The organism is Gilliamella sp. App4-10 (assembly GCF_001690495.1).
Taxonomy (GTDB): domain Bacteria; phylum Pseudomonadota; class Gammaproteobacteria; order Enterobacterales; family Orbaceae; genus Gilliamella; species Gilliamella apicola_G.
This window is the reverse complement of record NZ_LZGS01000018.1, coordinates 1-22,714: the sequence shown is the minus strand read 5'-3', so window position 1 is coordinate 22,714 and position 22,714 is coordinate 1. Positions and strand designations below refer to the sequence as shown.

General features: G+C 34.1%; 21 protein-coding genes. 14 read left to right on the top strand and 7 right to left on the bottom strand.

Annotated elements, in window-relative coordinates:
• Positions 1-201: 201 nt before the first annotated feature.
• The gene (gene aroB, locus A9G23_RS02870) at positions 202-1,281 is read right to left on the bottom strand and encodes a 3-dehydroquinate synthase (protein WP_065586187.1); all 1,080 of its coding nucleotides are present in this window, start codon (positions 1,279-1,281) and stop codon (positions 202-204) included.
• 87 nt (positions 1,282-1,368) lie between these two features.
• On the opposite strand from aroB, the gene A9G23_RS02865 reads away from it, so the two are divergent.
• Together A9G23_RS02865 and glnB are read left to right on the top strand one after the other, a co-directional pair.
• Complete coding sequence (locus tag A9G23_RS02865) at positions 1,369-3,006, top strand: NAD+ synthase (protein ID WP_442899758.1); 1,638 nt, start codon at positions 1,369-1,371, stop codon at positions 3,004-3,006.
• Between the two features lie 23 nt (positions 3,007-3,029).
• Positions 3,030-3,368 carry a nitrogen regulatory protein P-II gene (gene glnB / locus A9G23_RS02860; RefSeq protein WP_065586186.1) on the top strand — a complete coding sequence of 113 codons (339 nt, stop codon included), beginning with the start codon at positions 3,030-3,032 and terminating at the stop codon, positions 3,366-3,368.
• A gap of 6 nt (positions 3,369-3,374) precedes the next feature.
• Here the strand turns inward: glnB and A9G23_RS02855 are convergent, their stop codons facing one another.
• Positions 3,375-4,016, bottom strand: coding sequence for a hypothetical protein (locus A9G23_RS02855; RefSeq protein ID WP_141669979.1), 642 nt, complete (start codon positions 4,014-4,016; stop codon positions 3,375-3,377).
• A 308-nt stretch (positions 4,017-4,324) separates the two neighbouring features.
• On the opposite strand from A9G23_RS02855, the gene A9G23_RS02850 reads away from it, so the two are divergent.
• Positions 4,325-4,951: a TfoX/Sxy family protein gene (locus A9G23_RS02850; protein ID WP_065586184.1), complete on the top strand. Its 627-nt coding sequence runs from the start codon at positions 4,325-4,327 to the stop codon at positions 4,949-4,951.
• 136 nt (positions 4,952-5,087) lie between these two features.
• On the opposite strand, the gene rhlB is transcribed toward A9G23_RS02850, so the two are convergent.
• Positions 5,088-6,317: an ATP-dependent RNA helicase RhlB gene (gene rhlB / locus A9G23_RS02845; protein ID WP_065586183.1), complete on the bottom strand. Its 1,230-nt coding sequence runs from the start codon at positions 6,315-6,317 to the stop codon at positions 5,088-5,090.
• Positions 6,318-6,468: 151 nt separating this feature from the next.
• On the opposite strand from rhlB, the gene trxA reads away from it, so the two are divergent.
• The 5 genes from trxA (at position 6,469) to nrdG (ending at position 12,965) form a co-directional block, all read left to right on the top strand.
• On the top strand, positions 6,469-6,795 hold the full coding sequence (gene trxA / locus A9G23_RS02840) for a thioredoxin TrxA (RefSeq protein WP_065586182.1): 327 nt from the start codon (positions 6,469-6,471) through the stop codon (positions 6,793-6,795).
• 351 nt (positions 6,796-7,146) lie between these two features.
• A complete protein-coding gene (gene rho / locus A9G23_RS02835) occupies positions 7,147-8,409 on the top strand; it encodes a transcription termination factor Rho (RefSeq protein WP_065586181.1) in 1,263 nt (420 codons plus the stop codon).
• A gap of 174 nt (positions 8,410-8,583) precedes the next feature.
• Positions 8,584-9,999 carry an NADP-dependent phosphogluconate dehydrogenase gene (gene gndA / locus A9G23_RS02830; protein WP_065586180.1) on the top strand — a complete coding sequence of 472 codons (1,416 nt, stop codon included), beginning with the start codon at positions 8,584-8,586 and terminating at the stop codon, positions 9,997-9,999.
• 351 nt (positions 10,000-10,350) lie between these two features.
• Positions 10,351-12,486 carry an anaerobic ribonucleoside-triphosphate reductase gene (gene nrdD / locus A9G23_RS02825; RefSeq protein ID WP_065586179.1) on the top strand — a complete coding sequence of 712 codons (2,136 nt, stop codon included), beginning with the start codon at positions 10,351-10,353 and terminating at the stop codon, positions 12,484-12,486.
• A 14-nt stretch (positions 12,487-12,500) separates the two neighbouring features.
• Positions 12,501-12,965, top strand: a complete 465-nt coding sequence (gene nrdG / locus A9G23_RS02820; RefSeq protein WP_065586178.1) for an anaerobic ribonucleoside-triphosphate reductase-activating protein — start codon at positions 12,501-12,503, stop codon at positions 12,963-12,965.
• 9 nt (positions 12,966-12,974) lie between these two features.
• On the opposite strand, the gene can is transcribed toward nrdG, so the two are convergent.
• The 4 genes from can to A9G23_RS02800 form a co-directional block, all read right to left on the bottom strand.
• Positions 12,975-13,637: a carbonate dehydratase gene (can, locus tag A9G23_RS02815; RefSeq protein WP_065586177.1), complete on the bottom strand. Its 663-nt coding sequence runs from the start codon at positions 13,635-13,637 to the stop codon at positions 12,975-12,977.
• A 39-nt stretch (positions 13,638-13,676) separates the two neighbouring features.
• The gene (locus A9G23_RS02810; protein ID WP_065586176.1) at positions 13,677-14,744 is read right to left on the bottom strand and encodes an FAD-binding protein; all 1,068 of its coding nucleotides are present in this window, start codon (positions 14,742-14,744) and stop codon (positions 13,677-13,679) included.
• 186 nt (positions 14,745-14,930) lie between these two features.
• On the bottom strand, positions 14,931-15,971 hold the full coding sequence (locus A9G23_RS02805) for a CobW family GTP-binding protein (protein ID WP_065586175.1): 1,041 nt from the start codon (positions 15,969-15,971) through the stop codon (positions 14,931-14,933).
• Positions 15,972-15,988: 17 nt separating this feature from the next.
• Positions 15,989-16,186 (bottom strand): YbdD/YjiX family protein, encoded by a 198-nt coding sequence (locus tag A9G23_RS02800; RefSeq protein ID WP_065586174.1) that lies wholly within the window; start codon positions 16,184-16,186, stop codon positions 15,989-15,991.
• A gap of 311 nt (positions 16,187-16,497) precedes the next feature.
• On the opposite strand from A9G23_RS02800, the gene murA reads away from it, so the two are divergent.
• The 6 genes from murA to A9G23_RS02770 all read left to right on the top strand — a co-directional run bounded on the left by murA (position 16,498) and on the right by A9G23_RS02770 (position 22,029).
• The gene (murA, locus tag A9G23_RS02795; protein ID WP_065586173.1) at positions 16,498-17,751 is read left to right on the top strand and encodes a UDP-N-acetylglucosamine 1-carboxyvinyltransferase; all 1,254 of its coding nucleotides are present in this window, start codon (positions 16,498-16,500) and stop codon (positions 17,749-17,751) included.
• A 54-nt stretch (positions 17,752-17,805) separates the two neighbouring features.
• Positions 17,806-18,381, top strand: a complete 576-nt coding sequence (locus tag A9G23_RS02790; RefSeq protein ID WP_065586172.1) for a DJ-1 family glyoxalase III — start codon at positions 17,806-17,808, stop codon at positions 18,379-18,381.
• Positions 18,382-18,392: 11 nt separating this feature from the next.
• Positions 18,393-19,289: a cation diffusion facilitator family transporter gene (locus tag A9G23_RS02785; RefSeq protein ID WP_065586171.1), complete on the top strand. Its 897-nt coding sequence runs from the start codon at positions 18,393-18,395 to the stop codon at positions 19,287-19,289.
• Positions 19,290-19,382: 93 nt separating this feature from the next.
• Entirely contained in the window at positions 19,383-20,345 is a 963-nt protein-coding gene (pfkA, locus tag A9G23_RS02780; RefSeq protein WP_065586170.1) for a 6-phosphofructokinase, read from the top strand.
• Between the two features lie 222 nt (positions 20,346-20,567).
• Positions 20,568-20,819, top strand: coding sequence for a GNAT family N-acetyltransferase (locus A9G23_RS02775; protein WP_065586169.1), 252 nt, complete (start codon positions 20,568-20,570; stop codon positions 20,817-20,819).
• 139 nt (positions 20,820-20,958) lie between these two features.
• Positions 20,959-22,029, top strand: a complete 1,071-nt coding sequence (locus tag A9G23_RS02770) for an acyltransferase (protein WP_081296911.1) — start codon at positions 20,959-20,961, stop codon at positions 22,027-22,029.
• The last annotated feature ends 685 nt before the right edge of the window (positions 22,030-22,714 follow it).

Genomic DNA, 22,714 nt, shown 5'->3' with positions numbered 1-22,714 from the left:
CAATAGGGCTTTTTTAGCACGTTATAAATGGTCGAACGATTGATCATAATATGTTTAGACAAATCAGTGACGGTTATTTTTCTTTATGATATAAGCGCCATATCGCTTGTTTGTGATACGGCGTTAGTTTTGTGATGTATATTCATTAACGTAGCTTCTTAACTTACTGTCAACGATGCAACTAGTTTTATCAATCATTGATTAAGTCAGTTTTATAGATTGAAATACCACGTCTTTATCAATGCCATCCATCACTTCAGCATGCCCAATTTTAGTGGGTACAACTAGCCGTAATTGTCCTGATAGTACTTTTTTGTCTCGTAACATGTGTGGTAGGTAAGATTCAATCGGCATTGTTGTTGGTCTGTTAACTGGTAGCTTAGCGCGAATTAATAAGTTTTTAATCCGTTCAATATCTGCTTGGGTTAATTTGCCAAGTAATTTTGCGGTTTGTGCAGCCATTAGCATACCGACACTGACGGCTTCGCCATGTAGCCAGTTTCCATAGCCTAATTCTGCTTCTATCGCATGGCCATAAGTATGACCAAGATTTAAAATAGCGCGCATGTCTTGTTCAGTCTCATCAGCAGCCACCACTTTTGCTTTTAGTTCGCAGCAATGGTAAATACAGTAACTTAATGCGTTAACATCTAAATTTAATAAATCTTCTATATGCTGTTCTAGCCAATTAAAAAATTCGGAGTCTAAAATAATACCGTATTTTATCACTTCAGCAAGTCCTGCCGAAAGTTCTCGTTGCGGTAATGTTTTTAAACAATGGAGATCAATGACAACTGATTGCGGTTGATAAAATGCGCCAATCATATTTTTACCCAGTGGATGATTAATCGCGGTTTTGCCACCTACAGATGAGTCAACTTGGGACAGTAGTGTGGTGGGTACTTGAATAAACTTAATGCCACGTTGATAAGCTGAAGCGGCAAATCCAGCAACATCACCAATTACGCCTCCACCTAATGCAATCAGTATTGAGCTTCGGGTATGATTATGGGCAAGCAAGGCTGTGAGTATCATATTCCATGTTTCCATCGTTTTATACTGCTCACCATCAGGAACAACGACTGACTCGGTCCTTATACCATGCTTTTCAAGCATATCAATTAATGTTTGTAAATAAAGGGGCGCGATAGTTTCATTCGTAGCAATGAGCACGCGTTGACCAGCTTGGAGTTTAAAATGTTGAAATTTGCTTAGTAGATTTTCACCAATAGTGATTGGGTAACTGCGTTTAGCTAATGCCACATTTAATATTTTTTGCATAATAATTTCCAGACAAGTCAAAGCCAATTTATTATTGCATGTTAGCGATAAAAAAGTGGCAGTGCAACTTAGAATCATTTAAACTTAATGATAATTTCGATTTGTGATATTAAATTTTATATGTCTTTATCTATTGTTTTAGCACAAAAAAATTGGCGTGTGGGCGATATTGAAGGGAACGCTCAACAGATTATTGAATTGATAAATAGCCACTCATCCGATGATCTCATTATTTTTTCAGAACTTGCTTTGTGTGGGTATCCACCCGAAGATTTAATTTTCCGTGTGGATTTTAAAGAACGTTGTCAAAACGCATTGTCATTAATTCAACAAGCAAGTATACAGTGTGCAGTCGTTGTTGGTCATCCGCATTGGCAAGATCAAAATATTTATAACGCACTTTCCTTTTTCTGTGATGGAAAATTGTTAGCTCGCTATCATAAACAATGGCTACCTAATTATGATGTATTTGATGAAAAGCGTTATTTTTCTGCTGACAATCAAACTTGCGCAGTCAATTTTAAAGGTCAAAAGATTGGTTTGTTAATTTGTGAAGATCTTTGGCAAAATCAGCCAATCGATGATATTAAACAAGCTCAAGTTGATTTTGTGGTGGCAATTAATGCTTCGCCATATGATTATGAAAAACAGCAACAACGATATAATTTAGTTAAACAGCATGCAAAACGCACCGGTTTAGCCATTGTTTATGTCAACCAAGTTGGGGGGCAAGATGAGTTAGTCTTTGACGGTGGATCTTTTGTTTGTAATGAAGACGGTAGAATTGTTTGTCAGCTAAATTCATTTGAAGAACAAGTTGTCGCTTTTGAATTGGGTATAAATCATCCCGCGATAATTGATAAGAGTGAAAATAATCCACTAGCTTCAGTTTATGATGCATTGGTACTTGCAACTCGCGATTATGTGACTAAAAATGGCTTCCAAGGCGCCGTATTAGGGCTTTCTGGCGGTATTGATTCTGCTTTAACCCTTGCTATTGCGGTTGATGCTTTAGGTAAAGATAAAGTGCAAGCGGTAATGATGCCATTTCGTTATACCGCCGATATTAGTATTGCAGATGCCAAAGAAGAAGCTGAAATATTAGGGGTTGAATTTGATATTGTTTCAATTGAACCGATGTTTGATGCGTTTATGTCATCTTTAAGCCCAATGTTTTTAGACACACAAAAAGATACAACAGAAGAAAACCTGCAAGCCCGCTGCCGTGGTGTTATTTTAATGGCACTATCAAATAAACATCGTAGTCTGGTACTAACAACGGGTAATAAAAGTGAAATGTCGGTAGGTTATGCAACCCTTTATGGTGATATGGCTGGTGGTTTTGATGTATTGAAAGATGTACCTAAAACTATGGTGTTTGCATTGTCAAAATATCGAAATACGCGTTCGTATGTTATTCCTGAGAGAGTAATAACACGACCACCTTCAGCGGAGTTAGCACCTGATCAGAAAGATGAAGATAGCTTACCGCCTTACGATATTTTAGATGGAGTTTTGAAAGGTTATGTTGAACACGATCTTTCCATTGAACAACTTATTGCACAAGGTTATGATGAGGCGACAGTAAGACGTGTTATTAAATTGGTGGATATGAATGAGTACAAACGACGTCAATCAGCAGTTGGTCCTAAAATCACCACTCGTAACTTTGGTAAAGGTCGTCGTTATCCAATCACTTCTGCTTTTGGTTTTAAAAATTGGTAATCTCGAATTAAGGGAAAATAGATATGAAAAAAATTGAAGCAATTATTAAACCATTCAAATTAGATGATATTCGAGAAGCGCTTGCTGATCAAGGTATTACCGGTATGACAGTTACTGAGGTTAAAGGTTTTGGGCGGCAAAAAGGCCATACCGAGCTTTATCGAGGTGCGGAATATATGGTTGATTTTTTGCCGAAAGTAAAAATTGAACTTATTGTTCCCGATGATATTTTAGAAATGTGTATTGAAACTATTATGAAAACAGCACAAACAGGTAAAATCGGAGATGGAAAAATTTTTGTTTATAATGTTGAGCAAGTTATTCGTATCCGTACTGGCGAAATGGATGAATCTGCCATTTAGTTTAACTTATTGAATGTCAGGCCGCTCTTGTCTGAGTAATTCAGCAGTCACAAAACCTTGAATCGAACAAATAAGAAGGTTCATATTTGAACCTGTTTCAAGTAATAGTAGTTTTTCGGTTGTATCCGGTGCTGGGATCGTTTTTACACCAACAACAGTGCCAGTATTTTTATGCCAGACTTGAATGTTATCATCTATATTGCGAATCATTGGATTCCCAATATAGAGAAGGTTATCCTCCATATTTTTCCAATCTATAAAATTCAATGCCTCTTTAATTTGATTTATATCATTATCGATAATAAATCCCCAGAAATAATATTTTCCTATTTTTCCAAGATCCATTGCATTATCGTAATAGCCTGTGATTGTTAAGTTTTTATAAGTCATGGGAGTTTTGAAATAAACATAGTTTTTGGCTATATCAGAACGATTTTCGACAGGAATATAAGCTTGGTTTTGGTTAAAAAGCTTAATGTGAGTATATTTCTCTAATTCATCTTTATTGTTATAAATGTTTCTAAAAAAGTCAGATGTGCAAAGTGTTAACGAATCAATTAATGGTAACTTATCGGCAGACGCGACAAAAGAGTAAAACATAAAAAGTAAAGCAATAATGTTTTTTATCATGTTGATTGAATTTGACAAAAATGAAGTACCATTAAATTAGTTGGCCATGATTGTATAATTATTACGACAGAATAACAATGTTAAAGCTATTTTTCTTTTTAAACATTATTAAGATTTGTTTTTCTTGATGGTGTCTTTTACAAAAATTAATTTAATCTCACAAAATTATAATTTATCAAGTAATAATATACTTAATGTTTATATATGGAATGCAGATCGCATAATTATGAATTTATTTGGAAATAGTTTGAATATAGAATCACTATAATTTAGATTAATCGATAAGTTACTTTAGTTACTTAATAAAGTTTAGATGGAAATTAATTATGTGCTCAATATTTGCAAATCGAATTTTAACAGAGCTTTCTGATGTTAAAGATATTTCAATTAAAACATTTTTTGGAGGATTTAGCGTTAATAGTAAGGATATAATGTTTGGTTGGATTAGTCAGAAAGATTTTTATTTAAGGGGACATCCTGATTATCGCTCATTGTTTATTAATTTAGGTATGCAGCCGTTAAGTATAACAACAGGTATGTCAAATAAATTACTTGATTATTATAAAGTTGATGATGAGCTTTTTAATGATCATGAAAAATTGCTAGCTATGATAAACATGGTGATCAAATACACTATAAAAGAGCAAGATGAAAAAAATGAAATTAAAGCAAAACGAATAAAAGAGCTGCCAAATATGACTTTGTCATTAGAAAGATTATTATGTAGCGTCGGGATCAAAGATGTCGAAACACTTCAAAAAGTAGGGTATTTAAATGCGTATTTTAAAATAAAACAGAAAAAAGAGGCTATTTCAATTAATATATTATTTATCTTATATAGTTCATTACATCGATTTCATGTTGCTACCTTATCGCAGGAAACTAAAAAAGAAATTGAGCTTGAATATCAAAGTTTCTTAAAGCAGATGGATCATGATTCATATAAAGAATAGATTTGGATCGCAGTATTAATAAGGCATATTAACAATACAATCATAAAAAGCTATCTAAAATTAGTGTATAGTAAAGCATAATTACTTTAACTAGTTTTTTATGATTGATGTTATTTTTATCTGCCTTTTTATTTAGTTAGTTTGAATTTTTTCTACGTGGTGGCCGTCTAAAAGGTTTTGGGATTGGTAAATCAACCAATAATGCAGAAGGGTCATACTGGCTAACTGGAATAGCATGATCAATTGCTTTTTCAATAGCAGGTAAGTTTTGTGAATAACGTTCACAGGCTAGTGAAATCGAATAACCTTTTGCTCCAGCTCGCCCTGTTCGCCCAATTCGATGACGATAATCATCACAATCGTCTGGTAGATCATAGTTGAATACGTGAGTAACATTTGGTATGTGCAATCCTCTAGCTGCGACATCGGTGGCGACTAAAATATCAAGATGACCTTGGGTAAATTGTTCTAAAATTGATAAACGTTTTTTCTGGGCAATATCGCCGGTCAATAATCCAACACGATGACCATCAACAAAGAGATGTCGCCAAATCTTTTCACAAGTCACTTTGGTATTGGCAAACACAATACAGCGATCAGGCCATTCTTCCTCAATGAGAGTTTGCAAAAGTGCTAATTTATCTTTATTAGAAGGGAAAAATAGCTCTTCTTTGATTCGATGACCAATTTTTTGCTCTGGTTCAACTTCGACATACTGGGGATTGTTCATATGTTCAAAGGCTAATTCACGCACGCTATGCGTTAATGTTGCAGAAAACAACATAGTTAACCTTTTTTGCGGTGGAGTCATATGTTTAAAGATCCAACGTATATCGCGGATAAACCCTAAATCAAACATGCGATCCGCTTCGTCTAACACAACAACTTGAATTGAGTCTAAATTAACGTAATTTTGCTTCGCATAATCAATCAATCGCCCTGTTGTTGCAATTAAAATATCGACTCCTGTGGAGATCATTTTTAATTGTTTATCATAGCCATCGCCACCAAAAGCTAATCCTAATTGTAAACCTGTTTCTTTAGATAATAGTTCAGCATCATGATAAATTTGCACAACTAATTCTCGCGTTGGTGCAATAATGATAGCTCTTGGTTGATTGGTTTGATGATCGGGTAAAGGTTCATGATTCAACAAGTGATTAAATGTTGATGCCAAAAATGCCATGGTTTTGCCTGTACCTGTTTGCCCTTGTCCAGCAATATCAATTCCTTTAGTGGTTAGTGGTAAAGTTTTTTCTTGGATAGGAGTACAATAAACAAACTCCTTTTTATTAAGCGCTTTTAACACTAAAGGATGAAGAGGGAATTGGCTAAAAGTTGTTTGGGTAAAATATGATTGAATCATTATGGTTGCAAATATAATTATCAGAATTGTGAGATTATAACACACTAAATACAGTGACATCACTAATAATTATGCCCTATTATACTAATTACTAGTAGTGAAATTTAAAGTAATCTATTATGGATTTAGTTAAAAAGTGTTGGAGATAAAAATGAGTAATAATATCGTTCAGTTATCGGAAGTAACCTTCGATAAAACAGTCAATGAATCAGCAAAACCAGTACTCGTTGATTTTTGGGCTCCATGGTGTGGGCCTTGTAAAATGGTTGCTCCAATTTTGGAAGAAATAGTTGAAGAATATGGCGATAAGATCGTTATCGCTAAATTAAATGTTGAAGAAAATCCTAATATAGCGCCTAAATTTGGCATTCGAGGTATACCTACTTTATTGATTTTTAAAAATGGGCAAGTTGTTGCGTCTCAAGTTGGGGCTTTATCTAAAGTTCAACTTAAAAATTTCATAGAACCTCAATTATAACAAATATCATATATCTAATAAGAATAGCTAAACTAAAAGAGTAATAATTTACTCTTTTTTTGTTAGATTTAGTGATCTATTAATAACTAATTCAATTAAATATAGACATATTAATGTTTTTAGTGTAAATTGCTAACCTCTTACAATATTCCTTTCTACAATTCATTGTTTTTATTGGTAAAGTGGTGAAAATCTATATTCATATCTTCAATTATCATCAAAAGCTAAGTAATCGATTGAATTTATGTGTTGTAAGTAGAGAGAAATTTTTTATAAGTAAATGGAACGAATATACAAAAATAATATTAAATTGCAAACATATCAACTTTATCCTCAAGAATTTTTAAAATTATGAATTTAACTGAATTAAAAGACACTTCTGTTTCCGAGCTTGTCGCGCTTGGTGAAAAAAAAATGGGGCTTGAAAATCTTGCTCGCCTTAGAAAACAAGACATTATTTTTGCAATTTTAAAGCAACATGCAAAAAGTGGTGAAGATATCTTTGGTGATGGCGTACTGGAAATTTTGCAAGATGGATTTGGCTTTTTGCGTTCAGCCGATAGCTCTTATTTAGCTGGGCCTGATGATATCTATGTGTCACCAAGTCAGATTCGACGATTTAATTTAAGGACTGGTGATACCATTGCGGGTAAAATCCGCCCACCAAAAGAAGGTGAGCGTTATTTTGCTTTATTAAAAGTTAACGAAGTTAATCACGATAAGCCAGAAGATGCCCGCAATAAAATTCTATTCGAAAACTTAACGCCACTTCATCCAAATTCCCGTTTACGAATGGAAAGAGGTAATGGTTCAACCGAAGATATCACAGCAAGGGTACTCGATTTGGCATCGCCAATAGGTAAAGGTCAACGTGGTTTGATTGTTGCGCCGCCAAAAGCAGGTAAAACAATGCTTTTGCAAAATATTGCTCAAAGTCTAGCAGTCAATCATCCTGAATGTGAATTAGTGGTATTGATGATTGATGAACGCCCTGAAGAAGTGACTGAAATGCAGCGTTTAGTTAAAGGCGAAGTTGTTGCGTCGACATTTGATGAACCAGCAGCAAGGCACGTTCAAGTCGCTGAAATGGTTATTGAGCGTGCAAAACGTTTGGTTGAACATAAAAAAGATGTGATTATTTTATTAGACTCAATCACCCGCTTGGCTCGTGCATACAATACGGTTGTTCCATCATCCGGTAAAGTATTAACTGGTGGTGTCGATGCTAATGCGTTACATCGTCCAAAACGCTTTTTTGGAGCTGCCCGTAATGTAGAAGAAGGCGGTAGTTTGACAATTATTGCAACTGCACTGATTGATACGGGGTCTAAAATGGACGAGGTTATCTACGAAGAGTTCAAAGGTACGGGGAATATGGAAGTCCATTTATCTCGTAAAATTGCTGAACGTCGTGTGTTCCCAGCCATAGACTTTAACCGTTCTGGTACCCGTAAAGAAGATTTAATGACTTCACCAGATGAACTACAAAAAATGTGGATTTTACGCAAAATTCTTAACCCAATGGGCGAAACTGATGCGATGGAATTTTTGATTGACAAACTTGCCATGACTAAGACCAACGATGAGTTTTTCGAAATGATGAAGCGTTCATGATTTACTCAGTTGTTAGTAAATATCATTAAAGTAATGAAAAAGAGCCGTATTATATTCTGATACGGCTTTTTTTATGGCAAAATATAGCGTAATTTATAAAACTTAATTAAGTTTTAGATGTTGTTAAAAAACCTTATGGTTAAGGTTATAAAGGTTTAATAAAGGAGCCAACTCATGTCAAAACAACAAATCGGTGTTATTGGAATGGCAGTTATGGGGCGAAATCTTGCGCTCAATATTGAAAGTCGTGGATTTTCTGTTGCTATTTATAATCGTTCTAAAGATAAAACAGAGCAAGTCATGACTGAACATTCTGATAAAAAATTGGTTCCTTATTTTACCATTGAAGATTTCGTCAATTCTTTAGAAAAACCACGTCGTATCCTAATTATGGTTCAAGCAGGTAAAGGTACTGATGCTGTAATTGATGAACTACGCCCACTTTTAGATAAAGGCGATATTATTATCGATGGAGGTAATGCTTATTTTGAAGACACAATTCGTCGTAATAAAATGTTATCAGCTGAAGGGTTTAACTTTATTGGTGCGGGTGTTTCTGGTGGTGAAGAGGGTGCACTTAAGGGGCCATCAATTATGCCGGGTGGACAAAAAGAGGCTTATGAATTAGTTGCACCTATATTAGAGCAAATTGCCGCTAAGGCTAGTGGTGAACCTTGTGTGACTTATATCGGCCCAAATGGGGCAGGCCATTATGTGAAAATGGCTCACAATGGTATTGAGTATGGCGATATGCAACTCATAGCTGAAAGCTATTCTATATTAAAACATGCTGGTGATTTAACTAATGATGAACTTGCTGACGTGTTTACCGATTGGAATAAAGGTGAATTAGACAGTTATTTGATCGAAATTACCGCCGATATTTTCAAACATAAAGACGAAGAAGGTAATTATTTAGTTGATGTGATTTTAGATGCTGCAGGCAATAAAGGTACAGGTAAATGGACCAGCCAGAGTGCGTTAGATTTAGGTGAGCCTTTATCATTAATCACTGAGTCTGTATTTGCTCGTTATTTATCAGCTATTAAAGATCAGCGAGTCGTGGCCGCAAAATTATTAAAAGGTCCTGAAAAACAGTCTTATAGTGGCGATAAGAAAGAACTGATAGAGAAAGTTCGTAAGGCGCTATATATGGGGAAAATTATTTCTTATGCACAAGGTTTTGCTCAGTTGAAAGCCGCATCCCATAAATATCAATGGAATTTGAATTATGGTGAAATAGCTAAAATTTTTAGGGCAGGTTGTATTATTCGTGCGCAATTTTTACAAAAAATTACGGACGCTTATGCTGAAAATAACGAGATTGATAATTTGTTGCTAGCCCCTTATTTCAATAAAACGGCAGAAGCTTATCAACAATCATTGCGTGATGTGGTGTCTTTAGCCGTACAACAAGGTATTGCTGTTCCAACACTTTCGGCGGCTATTACTTATTATGATAGCTATCGTTCGGCGGTATTACCCGCTAATTTGATTCAAGCACAACGAGATTATTTTGGTGCTCATACTTATCAACGTATTGATAAAGAAGGTGTGTTCCATACGGATTGGCTAAATATTGAATCATAATTTGTTTGATTAATAATCTTATTTTGGTATACAAAAGTGCAAGGCTTACTTGCACTTTTGTATATTTGTTTTTCTAGTGGATTTATTTCTTTTTTTCCCGTCTTATATCTTAGTATTTCATAAATGCTTGTCATTATTGACTTTAAACTTGTCAAGTTATTTTATTTATTAAAAAACCTAGAAAAACACTATATATGGTGTATAATTTTAAAATAAATACTATATATAGTATTTATTTAAGCGATGTGAAAACTCAGTTTTATATCATACAAGCGTAATAATTACAGGAATATTTTTAGTGATATAAAACCTATGCCAATTGCTAATTATTAATGAATATTGAGGAGATGTATGCCTGTTGTAATTAAACGTGATGGTTGTCAAACTGCATTTAATGAGACTCGAATCAAAGATGCCATTGTCAAAGCTGCGGTGGCGGCCAATGTACATGATCCAGATTATTGTGCAGCGGTTGCTCGTATTGTTACCAATCAAATGAGTGAGCGAGAAAGAGTTGATATTAACGAAATTCAAAATGCAGTTGAAAATCAGTTGATGTCAGGCCCTTATAAAAAATTAGCAAGAACTTATATTGAGTATCGCCACGATCGTGATCGCGCTCGTGAAGAACGTAGCCTTCTAAATCAAGATATTCGTGGACTAATTGAGCAAAGTAACGTTGCTATTTTAAATGAAAATGCTAATAAAGATAGTAAGGTTATTCCTACTCAACGTGATTTACTCGCTGGTATTGTGGCAAGGCATTATGCTAAACAATATTTATTACCAAAAGACATTGCACACGCCCACGATTGTGGTGAAATTCATTATCATGATTTAGATTATGCACCATTCTTCCCGATGTTTAACTGTATGTTAATTGATTTGGATGATATGCTAACTAATGGATTTAAAATGGGTAATGCGGAAATTGAGCCACCAAAATCAATTGCAACAGCGACAGCAGTAACTGCACAAATTATTGCTCAAGTCGCTAGCCATATTTATGGTGGGACGACTATTAATCGCATCGATGAAGTTTTATCAAAATTTGTGACCATTAGTTATAACAAACATAAACAAGTGGCTGAGGAATGGAATATTCCAAGTCCAGTGGCTTATGCTGAAAGTCGTACCCAAAAAGAGTGTTATGATGCATTTCAATCTCTAGAATATGAAGTTAATACCTTACACACCGCTAATGGTCAAACCCCGTTCGTTACTTTTGGCTTTGGCTTGGGAACTAGTTGGGAATCACGTTTAATTCAAGAGTCTATTTTAAAAGTTCGGATTAAAGGGCTAGGTAAAAATCATAAAACGGCTGTTTTCCCGAAATTGGTTTTTGCAATTAAAGAGGGTATTAATCATAAACCAGGCGATGCAAATTATGATATTAAACAACTTGCTTTAGAGTGCGCTAGTAAACGTATGTACCCAGATATTCTAAATTATGATAAAGTTATTGAGGTGACTGGCTCATTTAAAACACCAATGGGCTGCCGAAGCTTTTTAGGTGTTTATGAAGAAGAGGGGCAATTAATTCATGATGGTCGTAATAATTTAGGTGTAATTAGTCTAAACTTGCCGCGTATAGCGATTGAAGCTAAAGGCGATGAAATGCGTTTTTGGGAAATTTTAGATAATCGTTTAGCGCTATGTAAAAAAGCGTTAATGACGCGTATTGCTCGACTTGATAGCGTAAAAGCACGTGTAGCTCCTATTTTATACATGGAAGGCGCTTGTGGTGTGAGACTTAACGAAGACGATAGTGTTTCTGAAATTTTCAAAAATGGTCGTGCTTCAATCTCTTTAGGTTATATTGGAATCCATGAAACCTTAAATGCACTTTACGGATCCCAAACTCACCCTTTTGATAGTGATAAATTACGCGAAAAAGGGATAGAAATTGTTGAGCGATTACGTAAGGCGGTAGATCAATGGAAGGAAGAAACTGGTTATGGTTTTAGTTTGTATAGCACACCAAGTGAAAACTTATGTGATCGATTCTGCCGACTTGATACTGCTGAATTTGGAGCGATTCCTGGCGTCACAGATAAAGGTTATTATACAAATAGTTTTCATCTTGATGTTGAAAAGAAAGTTAATCCGTATGAAAAAATCGAATTTGAAAAACTTTATCCTTCTGTCGCAAATGGGGGATTTATCTGCTATGGTGAGTATCCAAATATGATTAATAATATCAAGGCATTAGAGGACGTTTGGGATTACAGTTATACTCGAGTGCCTTATTATGGAACTAACACGCCAATTGATGAATGTTATGAATGTGGCTATACAGGTGAATTTTCATGCACTAGTAAAGGTTTTGTATGTCCAAGCTGTGGTAATCATGATTCTTCAAAAGTGTCTGTTACTCGCCGTGTTTGTGGATATTTAGGTAGTCCTGATGCTCGTCCATTTAATGCAGGTAAACAAGAAGAGGTAAAACGTCGCGTCAAACATTTGAATAATGGCCAAATTGGTTAATAAATACAATATTTATGAATTATCATCGTTATTATCCTGTCGATGTTGTTAATGGAGAGGGAACTCGCTGTGTGCTTTTTGTTGCAGGTTGTGTACATCAGTGCCCTGGCTGCTTTAACAAAAGTACATGGGGAGTAAATTCTGGTTTGCCATTTACGCAATCGCTTGAAGATCAAATTATCAAAGATTTACAAGACACTGAGATAAAACGGCAAGGATTATCGTTATCTGGCGGTGATCCTTTGCATCCACAAAATGTGTCAACGATATTAAGACTGGTTCAACGTGTTAAATCCGAGTGTGATAGTAAAGATATCTGGCTTTGGACGGGGTATAAACTTAATGAGTTAACCGTCGAACAACAAGCCGTTATTCCTTACATTGATGTGCTAATTGATGGAAAATTTATACAAGAACTTGCTGATCCACGCTTATTGTGGCGAGGAAGCAGCAATCAAGTTATTTATCGTTTTAAATAAAAAATTGGGTTATTTTTGTGACTTATGTAAATTTAAAAGATAAGAAATTGCCTCACGATAATTAATTTCAAGATTTTCACTGCTGGATGATGTGATATGTAAATCGGTTATTTTACCGTTATCAATACCGTAAACCCAACCATGTAAATTGACTTTTTGACCTCGTTGCCAAGCTGATTGGATTATTGTGGAGTGACCAAGGTTGTAAACTTGTTCAATTACATTGAGTTCACATAACACATCTAAGCGGATATCGGGTGGAAATTGGCCCAGTAGTGAGCTGTTTCGAAACCACAGATCACGAATATGCAGTAGCCAGTTATTAATTAACCCTAAATCAGGATTTTCAACTGCATCACGAATTCCACCACAACCTAAATGCCCACAAACAATGATATCTTCAATTTTAAGTACATCTACAGCATATTGGACTACAGATAAACAGTTGAGATCGGTATGAATAACAAGATTGCCTACGTTTCTATGAACAAATAGCTCACCTGGTTTTAACTGAATAAGTTTTTCTGCTGAAACACGGCTATCTGAACAACCGATCCATAAAAATTTTGGATTTTGTGCAACAGCAAGCTGTTTAAAAAATTCCGGATCTTCTTGCTCAATTTTTTCTGACCATTCGTGATTCAAATGAATTAAATCGTTTACATCAAACATAACTAATATTTTCCTATATATTTCATTACTATTTTTATTTTATGTTATCCAATATTGTTCAATATACTGAACTTTACTTTTCATTATCAATTTACGCCATAAAGGAGTTGTTAATAGTTTAGCTTTAACAATTTTGCTATAAAGTTTTAAACGTAATGGAATTGTACGTTGATAATAACATTTGTTGGGGTTTGGATTACCACTATTTAGAATTTTGCTTAAAATTTCAGCGCTATCCAAAGCATAACTAATACCTTCTAAAGAGCTTGCACTAATAAAACCAGCGGCTTCTCCAATTAGAAAGATATTTTCATTGCCTGTGTGAAAATCACCAAACCTATTTGGGTAAACCACTAAACATTTTTCCGTTTTGAGTGGTTTACCGAAAATAAATCCTTGTGTTGCTAATTTTTCTTTTAATTGTTCAAATTTTTCATTTGCTATTTTTTTAGGAAAAGAGCCACCAAAGATAAAATAACCATCTTTCGAAATACTCCAAGCATAGCAATTTGTTGATTCATTATCGAATATACACGAATTAAATGGATTTGGGTGCAGATCTGTAAACCATTGCTGTATCGCCACATATTGTCTTATTGTATGCTGAGGATATCGCATTCGCCTAACAAGAGAATTGGCACCGTCAGCACCGACCACATATTGCGTTGTGATATTATGTTCAGTTTTATTTTCATCAATATAGGTGATTTGATAACCATCAATGATACGTCTTACTTCTTTACAAAGCGTATTATGAAGAATGGTTACTTTTGATGGTATCAGTGATTTTAGCCACAGATCGAATTTGTGCCGATCAAAACTCACATAACTTCGTTGATAATTGCGAATAAGTTTGGTTTGTAAGTCATAAGTTTTTACACTAAAAATTTGAGGATCCGTTAAAATATCAGCTGGTAAGTTTAAATTTTGCCGAACAAAGGACCTTTGCGCATCATCCACTAATAGTCCACCACAAGGTTTATGAAATCCTTCATCTTCTGTTTGAAGTTTGGTATCTAATGCAATGACTTTGAAAGAAGGGCTAAGTAAACGAGCTAGCGGACAGCCAGCCGGTCCAAGACCTATGATTGCTATATCGTAATTCATGTTATTGTGCTGCTTGTATTATAACGTTTAAAGGGGGGGAGGCATGTTAGCAAATTAAATGAAGTGTGGCTATTAAAGATGTAAGCATCTCTACATTAATTAGCTTATTAAAAATTTCAGTGAAGTATTTGTTTCAGTATAAAAACAGGATGTAAATTTACTTTTTCAATGTATTTATTTTCGCTTTTAGTCTGATATTGTTTTCAAAAATGCTTTGTTTAAATCATTAAAAGGTAGTGTTCGACTGATTATTACTAATCGAGATATTCTTTCTGATAAATGTTGCCAGGGAGAACCATAGTCAAATCCTACGACTTTATGTACACCTTGAACAATTAATCGTTGCTCATTACCTTTAATAGCTAAAACACCTTTGTAGCGTAACATGTCATTGCCATATTGTTCGACCAAACTCTCCATAAAAGTGCCAATTTTTTTCAGATCTAGCTCGCCGGCTTCAAAAAGATATGAACAAATATTATCATCCCATGATGTAACTTGTTTTTGGATTGGGAGTGGTTGAAAATTTGCTTCAAGTTTTTTAGTTGGGTTGATAACAAAAAAGCCTTTATTTATTGTTAATTCATCACTGAGATCAAAGGCATGTATATCAAGCCATTGTGATTTTAGTATTTGCCCTTTTATCGCTTCAAAGATAATGCCTTTATGATTGATTTTATGAATTCGATTAATCACTTCGGCTTTTTGTTGATTACTAATACAATCGGTTTTAGTTAAAATAATGCGATCTGCAAAACCAATTTGTGAAAGAGCTACCCGATGTTCATTAAGATGTTTTAAAATATGATTGGCATCGACAAGAGTAATAATGCCATCAAGTTGAATTGTTTCTCGAATTAAATCATCAATAAAAAAAGTTTGAATGATTGGTGCTGGATCGGCAAGTCCGGTTGTTTCGATAATCAGTCGGTCAACTTGTAATTCACCTGTTAAACGCTTTGCGTGTAATTTATGTAATGCTTCAGTAAGTTCGCCTTGCACGGTACAACAAATACAGCCATTAGTCATTTCGACAATTTGAATTTTAGGACTAACATTTAATACATTGCTATCAATGTTTACTGGACCAAATTCGTTTTCGATAATAATTATTTTCTCATTATGGTTATATTTTAGTAAATAATTGATGAGTGTTGTTTTACCTGAGCCAAGAAATCCAGTTAATAACGTTACAGGTAATAATGGAAATGAGATAAGGTTTGTCATTTATAGTTTCTTAATTGCTAGCAACACTTAAATCCACCTTTACCATTATACTTCGCCTCTTGACGCTCTTTGAAGAACTCTTCATAAGTCATGGGTATTTGTTCTGGGTGAGTGAGCTTCATATGCTGAACATAATTATCATAATCAGGAATACCAACCATTAGTTTAGCTGCTTGACCAAGATATTTTCCGGCTTTTGCGAGTGAATTGAACATATCTTTTCTCTTGATTGAACATCATTATGTTGATGATGTAAGGATATTGTGTGTTATATCACATAACTTAAATTATTTTAAAAAAAACTAATCCATTCCAATATAAAGTGCTAAATAGTCTAAGTCAATCATTAATAGAGCATAATTATTACTCGATTCTAAAATAAGACAAGATTTTTGATAACGATTGATTCTATTTACTTTTGTTTCATTTAAGGAAGGCAATATTTTATTTTTTTCATGAAATTCATTTATCTATTAATAAATAACTCTTATAATATTTGATAGTTTATCAGGTATAAGAGTTAATAATGGAAAAGTTTCACGTAACAGGTCCAACCACACTAAATGGTGAAGTGGTTATCTCTGGCGCAAAAAATGCTGCGCTACCCATTTTATTTGCTGCGATTTTAGCTGAAAAACCAGTAGAGCTTCGTAATGTTCCCAAGTTGAAAGATATCGACACAACGCTGGAATTGTTAAGCCAGCTAGGCGTAAAATGTGAACGAAGTGATATTATTCATCTTGATGCTGGTCATCTTAATAATTATTGTGCACCTTATGAGCTAGTTAAAACGATGCGCGCTTCAATTTGGGCTTTAGGTCCACTTGTTGCTCGTTTTGGACAAGGACAAGTTTCATTACCTGGTGGCTGTGCTATCGGCGCAAGACCTGTTGATCTTCATATTACGGGTCTTGAACAATTAGGGGCAACAATTACACTTGATGAAGGTTATGTTAAAGCATCGGTAAATGGACGACTTAAAGGTGCTCATATTGTCATGGATAAAGTGAGTGTGGGCGCTACCGTTACTATTATGTCAGCAGCGTCTTTAGCTAAAGGTAAAACCGTAATCGAAAATGCAGCTTGTGAACCTGAAATTGTTGATACAGCTAAATTCCTGAATATGCTAGGCGCTAAAATTACCGGTGCTGGTACAATGCGTATTGAAATTGAAGGGGTCGAATGTTTAGGTGGTGGCGCGCATGAGATCGTTTCTGATCGCATTGAAACAGGGACTTTTTTAGTTGCGGCAGCTATATCTCAAGGTAAAATTACTTGTCGTAAAACGGATCCTACCTTGCTTGATTCTGTGCTTTCTAAATTGAAGGAGGCTGGTGCTAAAATTGAAATTGGTGACGATTGGATTTGTTTAGATATGCAGGGAAAAAGAGCGAAAGCGGTCAATATTCACACCGCTCCCCATCCAGGTTTTCCTACCGATATGCAAGCACAATTTTCATTATTGAATATGGTTGCTGAAGGTACAGGAATCATTAAAGAAACGATTTTTGAAAATCGATTTATGCATGTGCCTGAGTTAATTCGTATGGGCGCTAGAGCTGAAATTGAAGGCAATACCTTAATTACGCATGGCGTTGAAAAATTGAGTGGAACACAAGTCATGGCAACGGATTTAAGGGCGTCAGCAAGTTTAGTTTTAGCTGGTTGCATTGCTGAAGGATTAACTACGATTGATCGTATTTACCATATTGATCGTGGTTATGATAATATTGAAGAAAAACTAATAAAATTAGGCGCGAATATTGAAAGAGTAAAATAAATCTCATTTTATTAAATATGATAAGTCAGTTACTTATTCAAAAGAGGGACAACAATGACAAAACAAGCGTTGGTATTTTTATCAAATGGTTGTGAAGAAACAGAAGCAGTCACGACAATTGATTTATTAACCCGAGCCGATATTAAAGTGACTACCGCGAGTATCTCGAATATTCGTGAAATTGAATGTTCCCGAGGAGTAACAATTTTAGCTAAAAAAACGATTTTAGATATTCAATACATTGATTTTGACGTTGTCATTTTACCTGGTGGTGTAAAAGGCGCAGAAAATTTTCGAGACTGTCCATTATTGATCGAGAAATTAAAACAAACACATCAGAGTGGTGGTATTGTTGCTGCAATCTGTGCTTCGCCAGCTATGGTTTTACAACATCATAATTTATTCCCACACGCTGATATGACCGGTTATCCAACCACTAAAGAAGCATTCAAAAATTGGAAAAACGATAGAGTTTATTTTGATGAGCCGAATAAAGTTATTACAAGTCAAGGTCCAGCAACTTCGATTGATTTTGCTTTAAAAATTATCGATGTGTTGTTGGGGAGAATTAAAGCTGCTGAGGTTGCGCGGCAATTAGTTCTTCCTTTGGGGATTGAAGCCTATCAATAATTAGGTACCAAATGTCAAATTTACATTTGTACGAAAAATTAGTTAAAAGAGCGACGTTAATTGCTGTTTTAACCTCTATTGTGCTGATTTTAATTAAATTTATTACTTGTTGGTTTACAGGTTCAATAAGTTTATTTGCGTCATTATTGGATTCAAGTATCGATCTACTTGCTTCTGGTTTTAATTTCTTTTTAGTCCGTTATGCACTAAAACCTGCTGATGCTGATCATACCTTTGGTCATGGTAAAGCTGAGTCCTTGTCCGCATTATCACAAAGCGCATTTATTATTGGCTCAGCGATAATTTTATTACTTTCTAGTATTCGATATTTTATTCATCCGAGTGAACTTCAGGCACCTTTATTAGGAATAGCTGTTTCTACCGTTTCTGCTGTAATTACAGGTGTTCTTGTTTTATATCAAAGATATGTAGTAGAAATTACTAACAGTAATGCTATACAGGCTGATATGTTGCATTATTTTTCCGACATGTTGATGAATATTGCCGTTATCGTTGCACTTTGTTTAAGTTGGTATGGCATTACTTATGCTGATGTGACTTTTGCATTATTTATTGCTTTATATATTTGTTATAGTGCATATTATATTGCCTATAAAGCCATTCAGGATCTGCTTGATCGCGCTTTACCTGATAGTGATAATGTACGAATTGCTGAAATTGTTGCTTCATATCCTGAAGTACGAGGCTTTCATGATCTAAAGACCCGGCAAGCTGGTACTCTAAAATTTATTCAATTGCATCTTGAATTGGATGATGATATGACTTTAGTCACGGCACACGCTATTGCTGATGCTATTGAAAAACATATTTCTAAAGAATTCTCTCCTGCGACAGTAATTATTCATCAAGATCCAATTTCTGTTGTACCGATCGAAATGATGAAGTAGGAAAATTAATCAAAAATAGCCTTTATCGTCTATTGTTAGATATCTGTTAAGCCTCTATAATAACTAAAAGTTAATAATTTGGAGTTAGTTTATATGATAAAAAAAATAGGTATTTTAACCAGTGGTGGCGATGCTCCAGGAATGAATGCAGCTATCCGTGGTGTAGTGAGAACTGCATTAACAGAAGGTTTGGATGTTTTTGGTGTTTATGATGGTTATATGGGCCTTTGTGAAGATCGTATTATTCAACTAGAGCGTTCAAGTGTGTCAGATATCATTACCCGTGGTGGTACATTTCTTGGCTCGGCTAGATTTCCCGAGTTTAAAGATAAAGCCGTAAGGCAAAAAGCCCTTGCCAATTTAAAAAAACATCAAATTGATGCTTTAGTGGTTATTGGTGGTGATGGTTCATATATGGGGGCAATGCGTTTAACCGAAGAAGGTTTTCCATGTATCGGCTTACCAGGTACTATCGATAATGATATTCGTGGTACTGATTATACAATTGGTTATTTTACTGCACTTAGTACTGCAGTTGAAGCAATCGATAGATTACGTGATACTTGCTCTTCACATAATCGAATTTCAGTTATTGAAATTATGGGGAGAGACTGTGGTGATTTAACCTTAAATGCCGCTGTTGCTGGTGGTTGTGAATTTATGATTATTCCTGAGGTTTCTTATACTAAAGAAGATCTAATCGAAGAAATTAAACTTGGCTTTGCAAAAGGTAAAAAACATGCAATTGTGACTGTTACAGAGCATATGTGTGATGTAAATCAACTTGCAGCAGACATTGAAGCTGCAGTTCACCATGAAACACGTGCAACGGTATTGGGACATGTTCAACGTGGCGGTTCTCCTGTTCCTTATGATCGTATTTTAGGTTCTCGTATGGGAGCTTATGCTGTTGAATTATTGTTACAAGGTCATGCAGGTAGAAGTGTTGGTGTGCAAAATGGTAAATTAGTTCATCATGATATTATAGATGCTATCAATAATATGAAACGACCATTTGATATGGATCTTTATAATACAGCTAAACGTTTATTTTAATTATTAGTTGTGTCACGTAAGCATGATCTGTTTTGATAAAGATCTAGCTATTTGATTATTGGTGAACTGTTGAAAATGAAATTTTAAAACAGTCACCTATTTATATTATCTTCTTTTAAAGTCAATTGATATTGGGAGATTCTACTATAAAAAAGTTTTGAATTTATCAAGTATGAATGTGCTTCATAATAAATGAATTACAATGGTATATAGGTAATTTCTATGTCGTTATATTTCTTAGAAGATAATGATCGTTTTTATGCTTGTGATGCTAATAATAAAGAAATAGCTGAAATGACTTTTACAAGAGTAGGGAAAGATAAAGCTACTATTAATCATATTTACATCGATCCAGTATATCGTGGTCAAGGTATTGCTGATAGTTTATTAGACATAGTGGTAAAAAAATTACAGCAAGAGGAACGTGAAATTATCCCAATTTGTTCATTTGCGGTTAATAAATTGGCTAGATAATTAGATTAAGTTAAATGATGTAATTAATTGATATATTAATTATATTATGCCCTATTTTTATTTTTGTAAATGGTGGTTCTAGTTACACGAATATGTGGTATTGTATGCATATTCACTTCCATTGTTTATAATATCTAAAATGATAACAAAAAAGTCGCAAAAGATTAACTCCATTCACGTATTACGTGGTGTTGCAATTATTATGATTGTTTTTAGCCATTGTTTAGGAGTATTTAAAAATACCCATTTAATTGCTAATAGCTATTTGTTTTCTTTTTTAAATTTATTTGCCTTTAATTTTACCACTTTTTTTGTATTAATTGCTGGTTTCTTATTTCAACATCTAACTTATAAATTTGATACTGAGACTTATTATTTATCTAAATTTAAGACAGTAGTATGTCCTTATATTTCTGTATCTATTTTTTGTTTTATTTTTTTTCATTATCCGTATTTATCTAATTTACCGTGGTATTCATCGACTGAACCTAGCGTTATTAGCACAATAATTAAGATGATGTTAACTGGAACACAATTGCTACCATTGTGGTTTATGCCGATGATCATTATTATTTATCTAATGGCTCCATTGTTATATTTTTGGTCAAAAAAAAGTTTAATGGTAGCAGGACTTATTTCTATGTTTTGGGTTGTAATGTTTACTAAACCTGATTTTACTCAACCTATCTTAAATTTGTTGCATTATGGTCCAGTTTATCTAATTGGTATGATGATAAAACAAAATTATGAAACCATTATGAAGTCAGTAAAAGATAATTTGTTCTTAGTCATATTCTTTTTTTGTCTATGTTTTTTGGTTTCATTTACTTATCGTTATGTGAGCCATTTAGGTGTTGAAAGTCTTTATTACGATACATTACAAAAGATTATTTTATTTATATTAGCACTTTATTTTTTAGATGGGCTCAATTATAGAACAAATGAAGGAAAGCTATATAAATTCTTTTCTTATATGGCTAATGTAAGCTTTCCTATCTATTTTATTCATGAAATTATTGTATTAGAACTTGAAAGACTACTGTATATGTCTCCGCTCAGTAATATAATCAAAACTGACAATGGTTGGTTAGCTTCTTTGGGCGCGGTGATCTTTTTAGTATCTACTTTAGTTGTAAGTATCATTATTGCTAATATAATAAAATTTATTTTTAAAAATAAAACAAAATATCTCATTGGCGGAATTCGGTAAGTAATGACATTCTCATTTTAATTTAGCTCTTTCAAGGTAAATTTTTATTAAAAGAAACTGTATGACTTTTATATCTAGAAAAATAAATAGCTTTTTAATTGAATAATATTTTCAGAATATAAATCAAAGCTCGAAGTTTATACTGAAAATACAATAGACTGCGTATTAGAATATAAATTAACTTAATAAATTGTTTTTCAATAGCAAATGATATTTATTTTATTTATATTAAAAGTGCTGAACAAAAAAAACGATCAAAAAAAAATCAAACGGAGAAGAAAATGAAATTAATACTTGCATGATTTTTTAAACCCCCTATAATGCGCATCCACTGACACGCAGTCAGCGACAAGCAGACAGTGAGTGAGTTAAAAAATAAGATCGAAAAATTGAAAAAAAGATCTTGACGAATTAAAAGGTGTAGCGTAGTATACGCAGCCCTTGAGACAGCAAACTAAATTGACAAAAAGTTGATTAGATATTGAAGCTGTCAGCTCTTTAAAAAGAAGAAACAGACAATCTGTGTGGGCACTTGCGAGACGAAGAATGAAAAGTCTACGGACTTAAAAGAATCAAGTCTTGATAAGTGACACTGAAGATTCATTTGAATATGTCAGAGACAGTTATTGAGCATCAAACTTTAAATTGAAGAGTTTGATCATGGCTCAGATTGAACGCTGGCGGC

Coding starts and splice junctions, on each gene's coding strand:
- aroB (WP_065586187.1), bottom strand. CDS start 1,281: ATGCAAAAAATATTAAATGTGGCATTAGCTAAACGCAGTTACCCAATC.
- A9G23_RS02865 (WP_442899758.1), top strand. CDS start 1,369: ATGATAATTTCGATTTGTGATATTAAATTTTATATGTCTTTATCTATT.
- glnB (WP_065586186.1), top strand. CDS start 3,030: ATGAAAAAAATTGAAGCAATTATTAAACCATTCAAATTAGATGATATT.
- A9G23_RS02850 (WP_065586184.1), top strand. CDS start 4,325: ATGTGCTCAATATTTGCAAATCGAATTTTAACAGAGCTTTCTGATGTT.
- rhlB (WP_065586183.1), bottom strand. CDS start 6,317: ATGATTCAATCATATTTTACCCAAACAACTTTTAGCCAATTCCCTCTT.
- trxA (WP_065586182.1), top strand. CDS start 6,469: ATGAGTAATAATATCGTTCAGTTATCGGAAGTAACCTTCGATAAAACA.
- rho (WP_065586181.1), top strand. CDS start 7,147: ATGAATTTAACTGAATTAAAAGACACTTCTGTTTCCGAGCTTGTCGCG.
- gndA (WP_065586180.1), top strand. CDS start 8,584: ATGTCAAAACAACAAATCGGTGTTATTGGAATGGCAGTTATGGGGCGA.
- nrdD (WP_065586179.1), top strand. CDS start 10,351: ATGCCTGTTGTAATTAAACGTGATGGTTGTCAAACTGCATTTAATGAG.
- nrdG (WP_065586178.1), top strand. CDS start 12,501: ATGAATTATCATCGTTATTATCCTGTCGATGTTGTTAATGGAGAGGGA.
- can (WP_065586177.1), bottom strand. CDS start 13,637: ATGTTTGATGTAAACGATTTAATTCATTTGAATCACGAATGGTCAGAA.
- A9G23_RS02810 (WP_065586176.1), bottom strand. CDS start 14,744: ATGAATTACGATATAGCAATCATAGGTCTTGGACCGGCTGGCTGTCCG.
- A9G23_RS02805 (WP_065586175.1), bottom strand. CDS start 15,971: ATGACAAACCTTATCTCATTTCCATTATTACCTGTAACGTTATTAACT.
- A9G23_RS02800 (WP_065586174.1), bottom strand. CDS start 16,186: ATGTTCAATTCACTCGCAAAAGCCGGAAAATATCTTGGTCAAGCAGCT.
- murA (WP_065586173.1), top strand. CDS start 16,498: ATGGAAAAGTTTCACGTAACAGGTCCAACCACACTAAATGGTGAAGTG.
- A9G23_RS02790 (WP_065586172.1), top strand. CDS start 17,806: ATGACAAAACAAGCGTTGGTATTTTTATCAAATGGTTGTGAAGAAACA.
- A9G23_RS02785 (WP_065586171.1), top strand. CDS start 18,393: ATGTCAAATTTACATTTGTACGAAAAATTAGTTAAAAGAGCGACGTTA.
- pfkA (WP_065586170.1), top strand. CDS start 19,383: ATGATAAAAAAAATAGGTATTTTAACCAGTGGTGGCGATGCTCCAGGA.
- A9G23_RS02775 (WP_065586169.1), top strand. CDS start 20,568: ATGTCGTTATATTTCTTAGAAGATAATGATCGTTTTTATGCTTGTGAT.
- A9G23_RS02770 (WP_081296911.1), top strand. CDS start 20,959: ATGATAACAAAAAAGTCGCAAAAGATTAACTCCATTCACGTATTACGT.